Consider the following 15,862-nt stretch of genomic DNA (forward strand, 5'->3'; position numbering starts at 1 on the left):
TTACACAAAATTGTGGACAGTGTCAGGTTTTGAAATCTTAGGATTCACTGGCGATAAGCAACCAGAAACTCTTTCTCAAGACTCAGAAGTTGCTTCACTGTTTTATCCACCCTGGGCCACTGTATATACAAATCAAAAGGAAAATAGCTTTATTGCCGATGATTATTACTTCAACGGAGTTCCTATCCTGATGGTTATCTCACCCGAAGGAAAAACTCTTCTGAGGGGATATAGCGGCATCTATCAGCCCCTCAAAGAATTATTAGAAAAGGAGATGGGTAAATAAAAAGGCGGATAATTTCTTATTCATATTCTCCCCTTATGAAAATCATTGGTTTAATATAGATTTCCAAAGTTCCGTCTGCACCGGTTTTCACTTCCATTTGTTCGATGTTCGTTTGATACGCAGTGCTGGCCGGAACTTCTTTTCCATTAATATAATAACGTGCATTTCGCCTGTCAACACCTCTCGGTTTCAGCAACTCATCAATCTGCTTAATCGTTTTTTCTTCCTTCACTTGCTGTGGAGTTTTCAGTTTCAGAACTATGACTCCATTTATTCCACGTGTACCATAAATAGCAGTAGCCGAAGCATCTTTCAAAATATCAATGCTTTCAATGTGCATAGGATTCAATGCCGCAAAGATTTCATAAGGAAGCTCTAACCCATTTACAATGTATAAAGGCTCATTGGATGGAATAGGAATACGGTCTCTGATAACCAATGTACCATCTTTCTTCGGAGACTGTGTCACAAGTGTGTCATTCTTCAAAGTATCTTTGAAAATTACAAGCTCCTTCATGAAAGGGGCTTCAGCATGAATAGATATAGCGGCAGACATTACTAATAATAGAAATACTCCCCAAAAGAAGCTATATCCCTGGTGAATTTGTTTTCTTTGTCTCATAGCATTATCTTTTAAGTGATAGAATCTAAACCGTCTCAAACAAAAATACTTAAAAGTAATGATTTAAACAAAAAAATAAGAAACAAAGTATTTATTCAGCAGATAATTCCTTTAACCTATCAAGCAGATATGCTCGTTTACTCTCGCTTGTACCTTCTTCCCAATAGCGTATAATACCTTTCTTATCTACCAACACTGTAGTCGGTGTAACCTGTACTTTAAACAGATTGAAGAAAAATAATTCATCGGCAATATGCGTAAAAAGGAAAGGACGGTTCTCCACAATCTTCTTTATTTGTTCCGGCGTATTCCAAGTCGTAGAAAAATAAGTCACATTCGGGCAGATCTTCATCCATTCATTCAAATCCGGCATCTCTTTGATACAAGGCCGGCAACCTGTATGCCAATAGTTCAGCACAAAAGGCTTTCCGAGAATATCCGCTTTTGTCCATACCCGTCCTGCCGTATCCTTTACTTCAAAATCCGGAAATGGCCTACCTACCCATTTATCAAGAGTAATCGTATTACTTCCGGCAACCGCCATCGGTTTTTGTGTCCCGGAACGTGAGATCATCAATAGCTCCTCCCCTCCGGGTACTTTTTCTACCGGAACCCGGTATTTCATCGCATAATCCGGTAATTTTTTCCCCTTATTCAGACGTATCTCCAATGCTGTATGTCCTTTTTCATCTGTCAACATAATCATTTGAGCTCCTTCATCATTCCGAACTCCCGGTGGCATGCCATTGAAAAAGCATCCGTCAATGAGAACAAACTTGTCACCAGTAGTCTGGGCAGAGCAAAGCCCCGCCCAAACAAACATCATAAAGAGAAACAAAAAGAGAGAATTCCTTTCCATATAAAATATTCTTGATTATTCATCTTTTAAAGTAATCGTCACTTTCGATGCAACTTTTACCTTGGTACCCTTCATACCAATATAAGAAACCACCAACTTATCCTCTTTTGAAGCAGACATTACAAAACGTCCATCTACATCGGTGACTGTTCCCATATTGGTTCCTTCAATAAGAACAGTAGCCCCCACAATAGGCTCTCCATCCTTATCCTGTACAAAACCTTCTACTTTCATATCACCCCGAACAGACGTTTTCTCAACACCTTCTTTTGCCTTTGTAGTAATATAAATTTTACCTCTTCCAGCTTCATTTCTTTCTTTCTCAACACTGATACTTTCAATCCGATTAGGAGGTACAACTTCATCCAATGCTCTCCCAGCCATTTCTATCTTCTCACCATCAACAAATATATCTACATCCTCCCACTCTGCCCTTCGGTTATTCAAATAAACACCTTTCAATCCAGGTACGTTAACTACTGAACTTTTATTTGATAAGGTAATAGACTTCTCAGCGCTTCCTTTCAGAGTAATTAGGATTACACCATTCTTTCCTTTCTCACCATACACTTCAGTAGCTGATTCGTTTTTCAGAACAGTCATACTCTCTATCTTATTCACATCTAAAGCAGAAAGGATTGACGAAGTGACTTCTTTACCGTCAACAATGTACAAAGGATTATTCATACCTTGAACCGAGAATTCTGACACCTTCGAGTTCACAGTCACCTGTGAATTTACCGTCTTTCCACCTTCCAGCCTAAATACCACCGGAACCGTATACTTCACTGCTACCGCCTTCCCTTTCTGCATACCTGGTTTCCATTTCGGCATTGCCTTTACCAACCGGATAGCTTCAGCATCCATATCCTTATCTACCGAACGGGTTACTTTAGAATTCGTCACATTTCCTTCTTTATCAATAATGAATTGTACCGTCACACGCCCCTGAATCCCTTTTTCTTTTGCAGACTCCGGATAACGCAGCTCCTTCTGGAGATATTCCATCATGGCATCCACACCACCTGGAAATTCCGGCATTTCTTCCACCACTTCAAAGACCGCTGTACCTTGCAACTTCCGACTCACTTCTGTTGGTACATAATTCACCTTTACCGTATCTTGCGACACAGTACTTATCTGCACTGACTCTTCCGTACTTTTTATGGCTTTTGCTTCCACAATTGCTGTCAAATCATTAACTTTGACGGCAGAAATCTCTTCTGCAGTTTCTGAGATTTCAGGACGGGCAAAAGCTGTTACTGCAATAGCTGCTACCGGAAGTATATATAAATACTTCAATTTTGCCCACGGATTCGATTTTTCTTTTAACATCATAGTGATACGTTTTTTAAGTTTACTGTGATTAAAGCTGTTGGCCATAGAGTAGAGCCTTGTGCCGACAGCTTTTTTGATTAATAATAGTTGATATTGCTTCGCGTCAACGCCTTTTTCAATAACCGTTTCATCAGCCTCGTACTCATGGATATTCTGCAACTCCTGTTTCAGCAACCATGAAGCCGGATTGAACCACTGGAAGAAGATACAGATATCCGCCACCAGTAAGTCCCATGAATGCCGATTTTGAATATGAGCCAATTCATGAATAAGTATCTCCCGACCATTCTCATCCAGATCTTTTTCCGAAATAACGATACATTTCATCCAACTGAACGGAGCTATATCACGGTCGTGTACTATCAGGGTCACTTTCTCTCCCCCATCGATATATTTACTTAAGTTCTCTTTCCTACCAGATTTTAGTAACCCGCCTAATTTCAACAATGAATATCCGTTGCGTAGGGCAAAGAGTAAAATTCCTGCCAGATACACCAACAATGCAACCTGTATCCAAGTCACCGTCACTTCCTCTGCCTGCAAATCCGTAGTATCAGCCGTGTTCATCATATCTGCCAGCATCAGCCACTGTTCTAAAGTCATCATGGTTTGATGAACTTCTGTCTGCTCCTCTACGGTTACCTCTACCAATGGTAAAAGGCACGATAACAACAGAATGCTCAGTAGCGCCACCCGGTTGAAACGATGAAACGTTTCGCGACTCAGCAATAATCGGTAGAATAAATAAAATACCACCAGACAAACTGACGACTTCAGTATATAGACAAAGAAAATTCCCATATGGATGTACAATTTATAATTTAATCAATTCTTCTCTCATCTTTTCCGCACCGGGGAAACCTGTAACTTTATATGAAAGCTTCCCTTCCCTATCTATCACAAAGTATGTAGGTATTCCTGGATACTCATATAACTTGCCTAATGCAGCACTCTGTTCATTCGTAATCCGGTAATGAATTCCATGAATATCAGGTATTGTGATTTTCCACTTCCCTTCGGGTGAACTTTCATCCGCTACATAGACATATATTACATCTCTCAGTTCTTCTTTAACTGGTTTCAAACTATTCATAGCTCGCATACAAGGACCACACCAAGTATTCCACATATCTATCAGAACCACTTTACCACGATAAGGACGAGTGATAACTGCTAACAAACTGTCCGCTGTAACTGCCGTATCAAGCTGGCAGATCGTGTAACCAGTTTTCTTTGCGCTCTCTGCAAGTAAATCCATCACTTTCTGATTTCTGATAGTCAAAGCTTTCTTGATTTCCGGTTCAGATATACTATCCAATGTCAACATCTGTTTCTCCGACAATGGTTTCAAGCGGGCAAGAATAGATACTAGAGGTTTCGCCCGTAAGATATCCTCCCAGATAGGTTGCGGTTCAAACTTACCTTTGAAATCTTCGGTTGCAGCACGGACAAAATCAGGATAACCACCATATCGTATATAAGGAGAATGAATAAAATCCAATCTCAGGATATCATCATAATAGTTCTCACCTACCGTCATATCCGCCCGCTTCACTCCTTTTTTTCCACTGATCATCGGAGCATAACTGATTGTACCCTTATACCCCTTGATAGCAAAGAAATACGACATTTCCAGATTGTTTATCATGTATGTACGTGCAGCATCACTCAGTAACTTATTCTTTAGTATTTCATCACGATTTTTTTCGTAAATCTTCGTCACATACTTTTTATATTGGGCAGGAGTGACACCGCAAATATTCTCATAAAAATTATCCGCACTGTAAAGACTCGTCAGTCCTGCATACTTTGTCAATTCAGTATTCAGACCGGCATACGTACCCTCGAACCAAACCAGTGGTCTTCTATCTTTCTTCCCGAACAAACGGCTTTCTGACCAGTAAATTTCCGGTAAATTAAATGTTATTTCAAGCTCACCACCCGGTACCAAAAATATCTCAAACCTCTTCCGTCCCACACGCAATGTAGCATCACCCGGTATCATCAAGTTTGTTTCATAATAAAAGCTTCCATTCTCAGCTATCGGAAGGGATTGACCAAATACATCAAAAAAGAACCAGTCACTGCAATTGAAATTCAGAGTAGTTCCATATGCCGGATTATAACCTAATATCTGTCCGCGAATCACCGTCTTTCCATTTTTCAAATCAGGGTCAGGCAAAGGCTGAGAATAATCCAATTGCTGATTCAACAGTTTCTCAGGTATTCCGATTTCCGGCTTCTTACCATCCAGACGCACCCCATAAATATTCCATCCTTCACTCTTCTTTGCAGGCATTTCATAAAAGTCGAGACTTTCCGCATCCATAGGAATCGGTTCAAACTTCAAAGTAACAGCCAACTCACCCGAAGCCGGAAGATTTGTCCAAAACTCTTTCGAAAATCCATCGCCACCCAGATAAGCATACATTTTCTCCCCCACCTGTACAACGGCAGTCGAGTCTATTCTTATTCCTTCACCCGGTCTGGAATATATTTTAGCCTCTATCCATGTCGTATCTTTCCCTAATGTCACTTTCTGGAATTCTATTTGGTTGGTACTCGTTGCCATGAAATAAGGAGCTTTCACCACCTTCTTCGCCTGCAAGCCTGCACAAACAGCTACCAACACTAAACAAGTTATAGCAATGTTTTTCATAATCTTCGATATTTAAAGTTACTATATCTTCCCTCTCTCCACTTCTGCAATCAGCTGCTTCAAATCTTCCAGTGATATATCTTCTTCTTTTACCAATGAAGATACTGCGCTAAGATACGAATTATTGAAATATTTACTGATTACTTTCTTCAGTGTTCCTTTGCTGAAATCCTCCTTGTTTAGCACAGCATAATACTGGTACGTGTTACCGTAAGTCTTATGCGCCAAAAAACCTTTATCTTCCAGACCTCTTACAATTGTGGACAAAGTATTGAAGTGCGGCTTGGGCTCTTCATAAAAAGCCAGCATTTCCTTCACAAACAACGGACCTTTCTCCCAGAAAAATCCCATGATTTCTTCTTCTTTCGCAGTCAATCCTTTCATAACGCTTCATTTGTTTTTCGCAAAGAACTAAAATATTTAGTTTATAAACTAATTTTTCTCGTTAAATAAGACTAAACACTAAAATACCTACAAATAGCGATTGTAATCTTCATCAAAAAGTCGTTACTTTGCGCACGAATTAACAAAGAAAGAAAGGATAATCTGCAATGAATGAACCGCATAAGTATCGCGCCACAGACAAAATGAGCGACCTTATCTGTGATAACTACTCCTTATTAATGGTTATGAGCCGCTTTGGGCTCTCCCTGGGATTTGGAGATAAGAGTGTAAAGGACGTTTGTGAGGCACAAGGCGTAGACTACCGCACCTTTCTCGCAGTAGCCAATTTCATCAGCGAAGAGCAATATACCTATAGTGGAGATGAAAATGTATTTTCTATCTCAGCACTTATGGATTACCTAAAACGGGCACATACTTATTTCCTCGATTTTAAATTACCTGTTATCCGTCGTAAATTGATCGAATCTATCGATTGTTCGGGTACGGACAATATTGCTTATCTCATTCTGAAATTTTTCGATGAATATGCCAAAGAGGTACGCCGCCACATGGAATATGAAAACGAGGCCGTGTTCACCTATGTCGAAAAGCTGCTTGAAGGTAAACTTGCTGAAAACTATGATATAGCAACTTTTGCCAGCAAGCACAATCAGATTGAATCCAAGCTGACCGAACTGAAAAATATCATCATTAAATATTATCCGGAAAAAGAGAACAACAACAAGCTTAATGCTGTTCTTTTTGACATCTTCAACTGCGAACATGACCTTGCTTCACACTGCCAGGTAGAAGACTATATGTTTGTTCCTGCTGTAGCCCAACTGGAAAGGAGATTGAAAAATGAACAATAATGTTTCTGTAAAGATAGCAGTCGCTGAAACTTCTGTCATCATCCGAAGCGGACTTACGACAGTATTGAAGCGCCTGCCTAATCTGAATGTAATGCCTATAGAGGTTTCTTCCCCAGAATCTTTGCAAAGTTACATACATTTGCATACACCCGATATACTGATTGTCAACCCTGCTTTTGGTGGTTGGTTTGATCTTCCTGCATTCAAGGCAGAAAATGGGAAGGTGGAAACTAAATATCTGGCCCTTGTATGTTCCGTGATCGACAGTAATTCATTAAAAGAATACGATGACCATCTCTCGATATGCGATGATCCGGAAACCATTGCCACTAAAATAAACCAACTGCTGTGCACTGACGAAGAAGAAGAAAAAGAGAGTGAACAAGAAACACTCAGCCAACGAGAAAAAGAAATCATTACCTGTGTCGTGAAAGGCATGACCAACAAAGCCATTGCCGACCAACTTTATCTTTCCATCCATACGGTTATCACTCACCGCCGAAATATCGCCCGTAAACTGCAAATACATTCTCCGGCAGGTTTGACTATTTACGCCATTGTGAATAAATTGGTAGAATTGCAAGATATTAAGGATAACTTATAAAAAAGGGTACATCAGGAAATACTCCTGACATACCCTCAAATCTTTATTGTATTGGTTCCTAAAGTTCCCAACACTACTACAAATTAATGATTCTTTCTACTTTCCTCAATACCAGATACCATTATTTAATAACTTTCTCTTGCATATTTAACTACAATAGTCTTGCATTACACAATCTTCCTCCTTATTAAATCCAACTTCATTTTTATCTGTTTGTGTTGATCAATAGCACAAAGATGAAAACATACTGAGAATAGACAGAAAACAAGAATATTATGACTACTTTTTCAGGATTACAAGAAGTTAAGAGTTTGTCAACAAGGAGTTAACTTCCTGCTGACAAACTCTTAACTTCTTGCCAACAGGGCATTAAATGAAAAAATCCCCGCTCTTTCACGATATCACATCGGGGAAGACGGGAACCTTTTTTCCTTAATAAAAGTGGTTACGTAATTATGACTAACTAATTCATTAAATCTGATGATGCAAAAGTAGGGCATTTACGAAGATGCCGCAATCCCTAAAACAAGGTATAATGAAAGAAGGCAGTAGTCATAATTAGGTATATAGACCTGCAAACATCCCTATTTATACTTAAACGCCAAAATATAATACACCATAAGCACCAATATCAGCAAACCACCGACAGCTCCTGTTATTATATTACACAGGCCTTGTGGAATACCATATTCCACCTCAACTTTACTAAAGACAAGAGTAAGAAACAGCAAAGTTAAACAAACATTTAATATCCGGGCAATGCGAACTGCCATAAGATACTGCACTGCTACATTACGTTCCGTAATACGTACCGGAAAACGTATCCAGCGGATAGGGAGATACGCAGAGAAACCTACCAAAAGAAGACAGAAAGTACCTAATCCGGCAGCAAACAGAGAAAAGTTTGCTACAATCTTATCTTCTGCATGTGTATACACCCATATAGCACACCCCCAGGCAGCAACAGCTAATAAAACTGCAACACCTTCCAGTATACGGTCTATTACGGTAGGATATACACGGATATTAGGAAACTCTTTTGTTGAATAAGGACCAAGATTTAACATAGAAATATGAATTATAAATTACGATTCCGGTTCTTCAGGCGGAGGAATATTTTTAGTTTTCTTCATCCGCCCACTCTTCCGCAAAGCCTCAGCAATAATCCACTGAAGCTGTCCGTTAGTGCTGCGAAACTCATCGGCTGCCCATTTTTCAATAGCATCCATAGTCGCTGCATCTACACGCAAGACAAAGCTTTTGGTTGAAGTTTCTTTTTTAGCCACGATTCTATTTTACAATTAAACAATTTACTATTGACTTTGTATCATAACAGACTTCCGTTATGGATGAATGATACAATATCGTCCATAACATATCCCACTACAGGTGATGCCTGGTTATATTCAAATGGAGTAGCCTTACCACTACCTTCCTGCAACATATGATTAAGTTTAGGGTAAGATTTAAAGAAAGCATTCTTATTACGCAGAAGTCCAAAACGCCATAAGCCAAAATCCTGCATAGTAACCTGATAATCACGCTCACCTTGTAAGATCAGCATAGGCAAAGTCAATTTAGATGCCACTTCCACAGGTTTATAAGCATTAGCAAATTCCCAATAGGGACGAGGAACATTCAATAGCAAAGGAAGTTTGTCATCAAAATCCGGTGTACCCAACTTCTTTATATTATCTGCCTGCTTTTTTATTTCAGCAATCTGTTCTTTGGCACGGGCAGAAGAATCTGTCAAAGAAGAAATATAGGTCATCTGCTCAACAATTGCATCTTCAAACGGACGGGCCAAAGCAGCAACAAGAATAATTCCAGTCAATCCGTCGGCCCGTTCTGCAATACGAGGGGCAAGTGTGGCACCCAAACTATGGCCTAACACATAAACACTGTCAGCATCAACCTCCGGCAACGTCTTCGCCCAAGCAACAATAGCTATAGCATCATCCACACTTTCTGTGTCATAATCAATTTCACGACCTTCCGGTACACAAGCGGCACCATAGACTTTCGTACGTTTATCATAACGGATCGTTGCAATGCCACGTTCCGCCAATCCCCAGGCTAAATCACGAAAAGGTTTATTCGGTCCAACAGTCTCATCACGATCTTGCGGACCGGAACCATGTACGAGAATTACCACAGGAACCTTTTTCTTCCCTACAGGCAATGTTATTGTCCCGGGTAGTTTAAAGCCATCCGCTCCAACCGTTATATCCCGTTCCAGCATCTTCTCTTTATTATAAACCACCGGCTTTGCTGTAGAAGCAGCAGGCACAGGCATTAGACGAATCGTATTCATCTCACCATCAGCATCGAAAGACAACAGGAAACGAAGGTCGTAACGCTCAAACTTCAAATCACGATGATAGAGCGTAATCCCCTCAGCGCTTTCTTTCCGCCATTCGCCTTTGGACTGAAGTTTCCCGAACTGCTTTTCCGACTGCTTGAACATATCTCTAAAAACTTCCGGAGATAATTTTTCCTGCAAATTCTTGTTCAGGAGAGCATGGATGCTATCAGCCTGATTTTCTACAAACAATTCATATACATGCTCTGCACGATTTATATTTGCATCCTGAGCAAAAACCGCTACTACATGTCCCAGCAATAAGCCGAGCACTAATGCCCACTTATATAAAAAAGAGAAATTCATACTATTCGAATTAATGATTTAATGTACCTGCGTTTACAATTGGTTGTGCAGCCTCATCCGCACAAAGCACTACCAATAGGTTACTGACCATAGCCGCCTTTTTTTCCTCGTCCAATTCAACAATCTCTTCTTCGGAAAGTTTATGCAAAGCCATTTTTACCATGGAAACAGCACCTTCCACTATTTTCTCGCGGGCAGTGATAATAGCTGAAGCCTGCTGACGGCGAAGCATCACTGCAGCTATTTCAGGTGCATAAGCCAGATAGTTGATACGTGCTTCCACTACTTCCATACCTGCCATAGCAAGGCGTTCATTCAATTTCTGTTCCAATTGCTCATTTATTTCTTCACCGCCGGAACGAAGTGTCAACTCTTCAGTATCCGCTTCGTTATCATCGTAAGCATATTGCCCGGCCACCTGACGTAAAGCGGCATCACTTTGTATCTTTACAAAGTTCTCAAAGGCATTCATACGACTGGCAACTGCATTACCTATACTAATTTGATTCGCATTGCCTGTTACGGTATGTGCAGAAGATGCCATGGTCTGTGAATCAATTTCAAACATAGCCTTATAGGTATCTTTGAGTTTCCATACCAGCACCAAGCCAATCAGAATAGGATTACCAATTTTGTCGTTCACCTTGATAGGTTCCACATCCAGATTTCGTGCACGAAGAGAGAGCTTCTTCTTATCCAGGAATGGATTAACCCAGAAAAAGCCTGTTTCTTTAAATGTTCCTTTGTATTTACCAAAGAACACCATAGCCCGGGCTTCATTCGGTTCCAATTGCATATAACCGGCAAACATGATGCACCAGACAATGCAAAGGATACCAGCTACAACCGCTGTCGGAATACATGTGATAAAGCCGAAGAAAATAAGTGCCGGCAACACGATAAGATGAATGAATAATCCTAAGAAACCGTTCATCTTAAATCCATTAAAATTCAATTCTTTTGCTTCCATACTTTATAGATTTAATTGATATCATTTTAATATCACAAATATATCGAATTATCAAGCATATAAACAAGCAATCTAAGAAGATTTTCCGGGGAATTAAAGAATATTAAGGAAGAGAGTAGTTTTTGTTGTATATTTGCATAAGAAAACTCAATCAGTCATACAATGAGAAAGTACATTCTATCACAAACTATTTATTTACTGCTATTTATACTCTTCATTACCTGTAAAGCTGCTGCCCAACCAGTGTGCCAGATACAACATTTCTCTGCTTACAATGGATTAGCACAGCGAACGGTAACGAACATCGTACAAGATTCAAAAGGGCTTATCTGGTTCTCAACCTGGAATGGTCTGAATAAATTCGACGGGTATACCTTCAAAAATTACAAAGCATTTCCAGGAGACGGCTCCAACCTGACGAGCAACCGCCTATCTTCCATCACTCAGACTCAGACTTGTGACATCTGGTGTCAGACTTATGATCTCCGCGTTTATCTGTTCGATACACGTAGCGAGAAGTTTATAGATGTTCTGCGTCCTTACGAAAACCAGAGCAAACAAACGTATGCCGTACGTACCATTTATGCTCTACCAAAGGGTATCAGCTGGATTCTGTGCGAACAGGAAGCATTCCGAATCGACGAACTGAGTTGTAAAGAAGGAGAAGGTATCACTCTTTACAGTCCGGAACAAAAGAATCTGAAAGGGAGTCACATTATCACTGTACATCAGGACAGTGAAGGAGATGAGTGGATCCTGACTGATAAAGGAATATCCATCATCGGCAAAAAGAAAATTGAATCGGATATACCATTCAAGAGCATTCAAGAAAATAATGGTAAGATATATCTGATATCCGATGACAATCAATTGGTGATATATAACCCCCAGACACAGCAATTACAGTTTAATGAAGCACCTTTCCTCTCTTCTAATACCATTAATTCCATGCAGAATCTCGGCAAAGATAGTATTGGGCTTTGTACAGATGAAAGTTTATATATATTTTTTGCCGGAGAAGGCAGATACAGACTTATCGATCCTCGTACTTCAACCAAACCTTCTCCCAAAGTATTATCCGTATTCAAAGATCATCACGGAGAATTATGGATGTTTGGCGATACCCCGGGAGTAGTAAGGTATAACTTGGTTACAGAAGATAAGCAACACTACATCACTCCCAAGGAGGATCTGCCGAATGCCGAACGTGTAAACCGTGATTTCATTTTCGAAGATTCACAGGGAACCTTGTGGATGGTCCCCCATCAGGGTGGTTTCTGTTACTACGACCGGAGAAACCGCCAGTTGAAACCCTATTATACAGATTACGACAATCCAAATTCGAAGTATAATCCCAACATTCTAAACTACTTCCTGGACCGCCAGGGCAACCTATGGTTCTGCAATACTTGGGATGTTACCAAGATATCTTTCTTCCCGCACGCCTGCCACCTGCAATCCATTGACACCGGCTTCGAGACCCGTGCTTTTCTTATAGATAAGGAAAAGAATCTCTGGACATCTACCAAAAAAGGCTCTGTCAGGATATATCGGACGGACGGTAGTCTGAAGGGCTATCTGACTCCGGAAGGAACTATCAGTCTTAATCCTGTGTCGTTTTCCAAGAACATTTATTGTTTCATGGAAGATAAAGAAGGTATCATTTGGATGGGTAGCAAACAGGACGGACTTTTCCGTCTGGAAAGAACAGGAGAAAACCGTTTCAAAATACGCCAGTTCACCCATCAAAAGGACGATCCGTACAGTTTAAGCTACAACAGTATTTATACCATCTTTCAGGATAGCAAAAAACGTATATGGGTAGGATGTTACGGGGGCGGATTGAACCTGATTGAAGAAACGCAGGAAGGAAACATACGCTTTCTGCATAGCGGCAATAAATTAACGGGATATTCGAAAGATCGCTTTGCCAAAGTCCGGTACATCACTGAAGCAAACCAAGTATTATTGGTGGGAACAACAGAGGGTTTACTCACCTTCTCCAGTGAATTTACACAACCGGAACAAATTGAATTCTACCGAAACATACGTATCCCTGATAAAGTATCCAGCCTTTGCAGCAACGATGTCATCTACATTTATACCGACAGCCGGAAAGATACCTATGTCCTATCATTTACCGGAGGTCTCAATAAAATATTATCCGAGAACCTGCTAAGCAACGAAATAGAATTTAAAACATACACTACCCAAAACGGCCTTCCCTCAGACCTTGTGGAATCCATGATAGAAGATAATAAAGGGAATCTCTGGATAATAGCAGAAAATGCACTGGCATGTTTTCATCCGGACAAAGAGACCTTTGAACATTACGACAAGAAATATCTGCAACAAGATCTATACTTCACCGAAGCCGCTCCGGTGCAGAGCCAACATCACCAGCTATTACTGGGAACAGATATCGGCATTCTGAGGATATTCCCTGAGCAGCTTCAAAAAAGTAGTTATGTTCCTCCTATCGTATTCACTGGACTCAAGATACAAGGAGCTTCCCAGGATCTGGATATTGATGATCTGAAAGAATTAAAGCTGAAACCTTCCGAACGAAATGTAACCTTCCAGTTTGCTGCGCTGGATTACATTGATCCGCAATCCATCAGTTACGCTTATCGTCTGAAAGGTCTGGAAGAAAACTGGAATGAAGTAGACAATAGTCGGTCTGCCAGTTATATCAACCTTCCTCCCGGAGATTATGAACTGCAGATACGATCCACCAACAGCGATGGAGTATGGATGGAAAGCGGTACACGTGTTCTTCCTATTATAGTGCTCCCTACATTCTGGGAGACCTATTGGGCATGGATACTTTATGCCTTTTTATTCATAGTATCGACTGCAACGATCGTTTATATCATTCTCTATATATACCGTCTGCGCCACCGGATCAATCTGGAACAACAACTGGCAAACATCAAACTACGTTTCTTCACTGACATATCTCACGAGTTACGCACCCCGCTAACACTGATAGCCAGTCCGGTAACCGAAGTATTAGAACATGAAACGACTCTATCGGCCAATGCACGTAAACACCTGACATTGGTACACAAAAATACGGAACGTATGCTCCACTTGGTAAACCAGATTCTGGATTTCCGTAAAATAGAGAATAAGAAGATGAAAGTACTGTTGGAAAAGACCAATGTGGTTGTCTTGCTGGAAAAGGTAATGGATAATTTCCGTCTTATTGCTGAAGAAAAGAATATAAACTATCAATTACAGATAAACCAGGAGATAATATCTGCCTGGATTGATCAGGATAAATTCGAGAAGATAATTTTCAACCTGTTGTCCAACGCTTTCAAATATACGCCTGCCAACAAGTCTATTACTGTTCATGCCAATGTGGAAGGAGACAAGCTGATTGTATCCGTAGCTGACGAGGGAATCGGTATTGACCCTAAGAAGCAACAAACGCTTTTCCAACGCTTTGAAACTTTAGTGAAATACAATATATTACAACCTTCCTCCGGCATCGGCTTGTCACTCGTAAAAGAATTAATAGAGTTGCATTGTGGTAGTATTGAAGTAAAGAGCCAGCCCGAAGTGGGTAGTGAATTTATTGTCACCCTGCCAATGGGACAGGAAATATATGAAACTCATGAAAACACTGAATTCATTCTGAATGACGGAGCTTCTACAGAAACCGACAATGAAATAGACGAGGTATCTCAGGATATGCCTATGGATACCGACAAAGTTGATCCGATTTCCATTCTGATTGTGGAAGACAATATGGAGCTTCGGAGCTTCTTGCATACTATTCTTTCGGAAAATTACAAAGTCATTGAGGCAATTAACGGTCAAGAAGGTTTAGAACGTGCACAAGAGCATGTTCCTGATCTTATCATCAGCGACATTATGATGCCTGTAATGGACGGTCTGGATATGGTGAAGAACATTAAAGAAAACAGAGAAATCTGTCATATCCCCATCATCCTCTTATCCGCCAAATCATCATTGGATGACCGCATCTCCGGATTGGAACAGGGGATCGACGATTATATCACCAAGCCTTTCAGTGCTACTTATCTGAAAGCACGTATCAAATCGTTGCTACACCAGCGCAAGCAGTTACAGGATATTCTCTGGAAACAATGGTCTGAAAAACAGGAAAGTCCCGCTGCACCATCTATTGACATATCCCCATCACAGCCGCAAATCACTCCATTCGATGAACAATTCATGCAGCAAGTAATGGAAGTTATGGAAAAAGAAATGGATAATTCCGACCTGACCATCGAGGAGTTTGCACAGAAACTGAATATGGGACGTACCGTCTTTTATCAAAAGTTGAAATCTATCATCGGCCTGTCACCAGTGGATTTCATACGGGAAATCCGAATCAAACGTGCCGTACAGTTGATAGATAGCGGAGAATACAACTTCTCACAAGTAGCATATATGACGGGATTCAACGATCCCAAGTATTTCAGCAAATGCTTCAAGAAGCAGGTGGGGATGACACCTTCGGAATACAAAGAAGGGAAAAAATGATTAGTGATAAGCATTTAAACAGAAAGTCCGGGCTTAAAAAAGTCCGGACTTTCCTTTTTGAGAGAATCTTATCCTGAATCTA

At 40.4% G+C, this 15,862-nt stretch carries 12 protein-coding genes and 1 pseudogene; 4 read left to right on the forward strand and 9 right to left on the reverse strand.

Annotated features, from left to right (window positions below):
* Positions 1-286: pseudogene (locus BWI44_RS03850) on the forward strand (peroxiredoxin family protein); the annotation flags it as partial.
* Positions 287-302: 16 nt separating this feature from the next.
* Here BWI44_RS03850 and BWI44_RS03855 read toward each other — a convergent pair.
* The 5 genes from BWI44_RS03855 to BWI44_RS03875 all read right to left on the reverse strand — a co-directional run bounded on the left by BWI44_RS03855 (position 303) and on the right by BWI44_RS03875 (position 6,148).
* Positions 303-908: a TonB-dependent receptor plug domain-containing protein gene (locus BWI44_RS03855; protein ID WP_195209206.1), complete on the reverse strand. Its 606-nt coding sequence runs from the start codon at positions 906-908 to the stop codon at positions 303-305.
* Positions 909-999: 91 nt separating this feature from the next.
* Positions 1,000-1,767, reverse strand: a complete 768-nt coding sequence (locus BWI44_RS03860) for a TlpA family protein disulfide reductase (RefSeq protein WP_007666795.1) — start codon at positions 1,765-1,767, stop codon at positions 1,000-1,002.
* 15 nt (positions 1,768-1,782) lie between these two features.
* Positions 1,783-3,906, reverse strand: a complete 2,124-nt coding sequence (locus BWI44_RS03865) for a M56 family metallopeptidase (RefSeq protein WP_021967184.1) — start codon at positions 3,904-3,906, stop codon at positions 1,783-1,785.
* Positions 3,907-3,919: 13 nt separating this feature from the next.
* Positions 3,920-5,764: a TlpA family protein disulfide reductase gene (locus BWI44_RS03870; protein WP_195209205.1), complete on the reverse strand. Its 1,845-nt coding sequence runs from the start codon at positions 5,762-5,764 to the stop codon at positions 3,920-3,922.
* A 21-nt stretch (positions 5,765-5,785) separates the two neighbouring features.
* Complete coding sequence (locus BWI44_RS03875; RefSeq protein ID WP_007666798.1) at positions 5,786-6,148, reverse strand: BlaI/MecI/CopY family transcriptional regulator; 363 nt, start codon at positions 6,146-6,148, stop codon at positions 5,786-5,788.
* Positions 6,149-6,315: 167 nt separating this feature from the next.
* On the opposite strand from BWI44_RS03875, the gene BWI44_RS03880 reads away from it, so the two are divergent.
* Both BWI44_RS03880 and BWI44_RS03885 read left to right on the forward strand, forming a co-directional pair.
* Positions 6,316-7,020: a hemerythrin domain-containing protein gene (locus BWI44_RS03880; RefSeq protein ID WP_118221979.1), complete on the forward strand. Its 705-nt coding sequence runs from the start codon at positions 6,316-6,318 to the stop codon at positions 7,018-7,020.
* Positions 7,010-7,624 carry a response regulator transcription factor gene (locus BWI44_RS03885; RefSeq protein WP_138292661.1) on the forward strand — a complete coding sequence of 205 codons (615 nt, stop codon included), beginning with the start codon at positions 7,010-7,012 and terminating at the stop codon, positions 7,622-7,624. Before BWI44_RS03880 ends, BWI44_RS03885 begins: the two co-directional genes overlap by 11 nt.
* Before the next feature lie 584 nt (positions 7,625-8,208).
* Here the strand turns inward: BWI44_RS03885 and BWI44_RS03890 are convergent.
* The 4 genes from BWI44_RS03890 to BWI44_RS03905 are packed head-to-tail and all read right to left on the reverse strand — an operon-like array spanning position 8,209 to position 11,262.
* Positions 8,209-8,691, reverse strand: a complete 483-nt coding sequence (locus tag BWI44_RS03890) for a hypothetical protein (protein ID WP_007666804.1) — start codon at positions 8,689-8,691, stop codon at positions 8,209-8,211.
* A gap of 18 nt (positions 8,692-8,709) precedes the next feature.
* A complete protein-coding gene (locus tag BWI44_RS03895) occupies positions 8,710-8,910 on the reverse strand; it encodes a type II toxin-antitoxin system antitoxin (protein WP_007666806.1) in 201 nt (66 codons plus the stop codon).
* A 41-nt stretch (positions 8,911-8,951) separates the two neighbouring features.
* Positions 8,952-10,292, reverse strand: a complete 1,341-nt coding sequence (locus tag BWI44_RS03900) for an alpha/beta hydrolase (protein WP_138292662.1) — start codon at positions 10,290-10,292, stop codon at positions 8,952-8,954.
* Between the two features lie 10 nt (positions 10,293-10,302).
* Positions 10,303-11,262, reverse strand: a complete 960-nt coding sequence (locus BWI44_RS03905; protein WP_195209204.1) for an SPFH domain-containing protein — start codon at positions 11,260-11,262, stop codon at positions 10,303-10,305.
* A gap of 162 nt (positions 11,263-11,424) precedes the next feature.
* Between BWI44_RS03905 and BWI44_RS03910 the strand changes: the two genes are divergently transcribed.
* Complete coding sequence (locus BWI44_RS03910) at positions 11,425-15,780, forward strand: hybrid sensor histidine kinase/response regulator transcription factor (protein ID WP_286811856.1); 4,356 nt, start codon at positions 11,425-11,427, stop codon at positions 15,778-15,780.
* Positions 15,781-15,862: the final 82 nt, after the last annotated feature.

Origin of the sequence: Bacteroides sp. Phil13, from assembly GCF_001940965.1 — a bacterium.
Taxonomy (GTDB): domain Bacteria; phylum Bacteroidota; class Bacteroidia; order Bacteroidales; family Bacteroidaceae; genus Bacteroides; species Bacteroides intestinalis.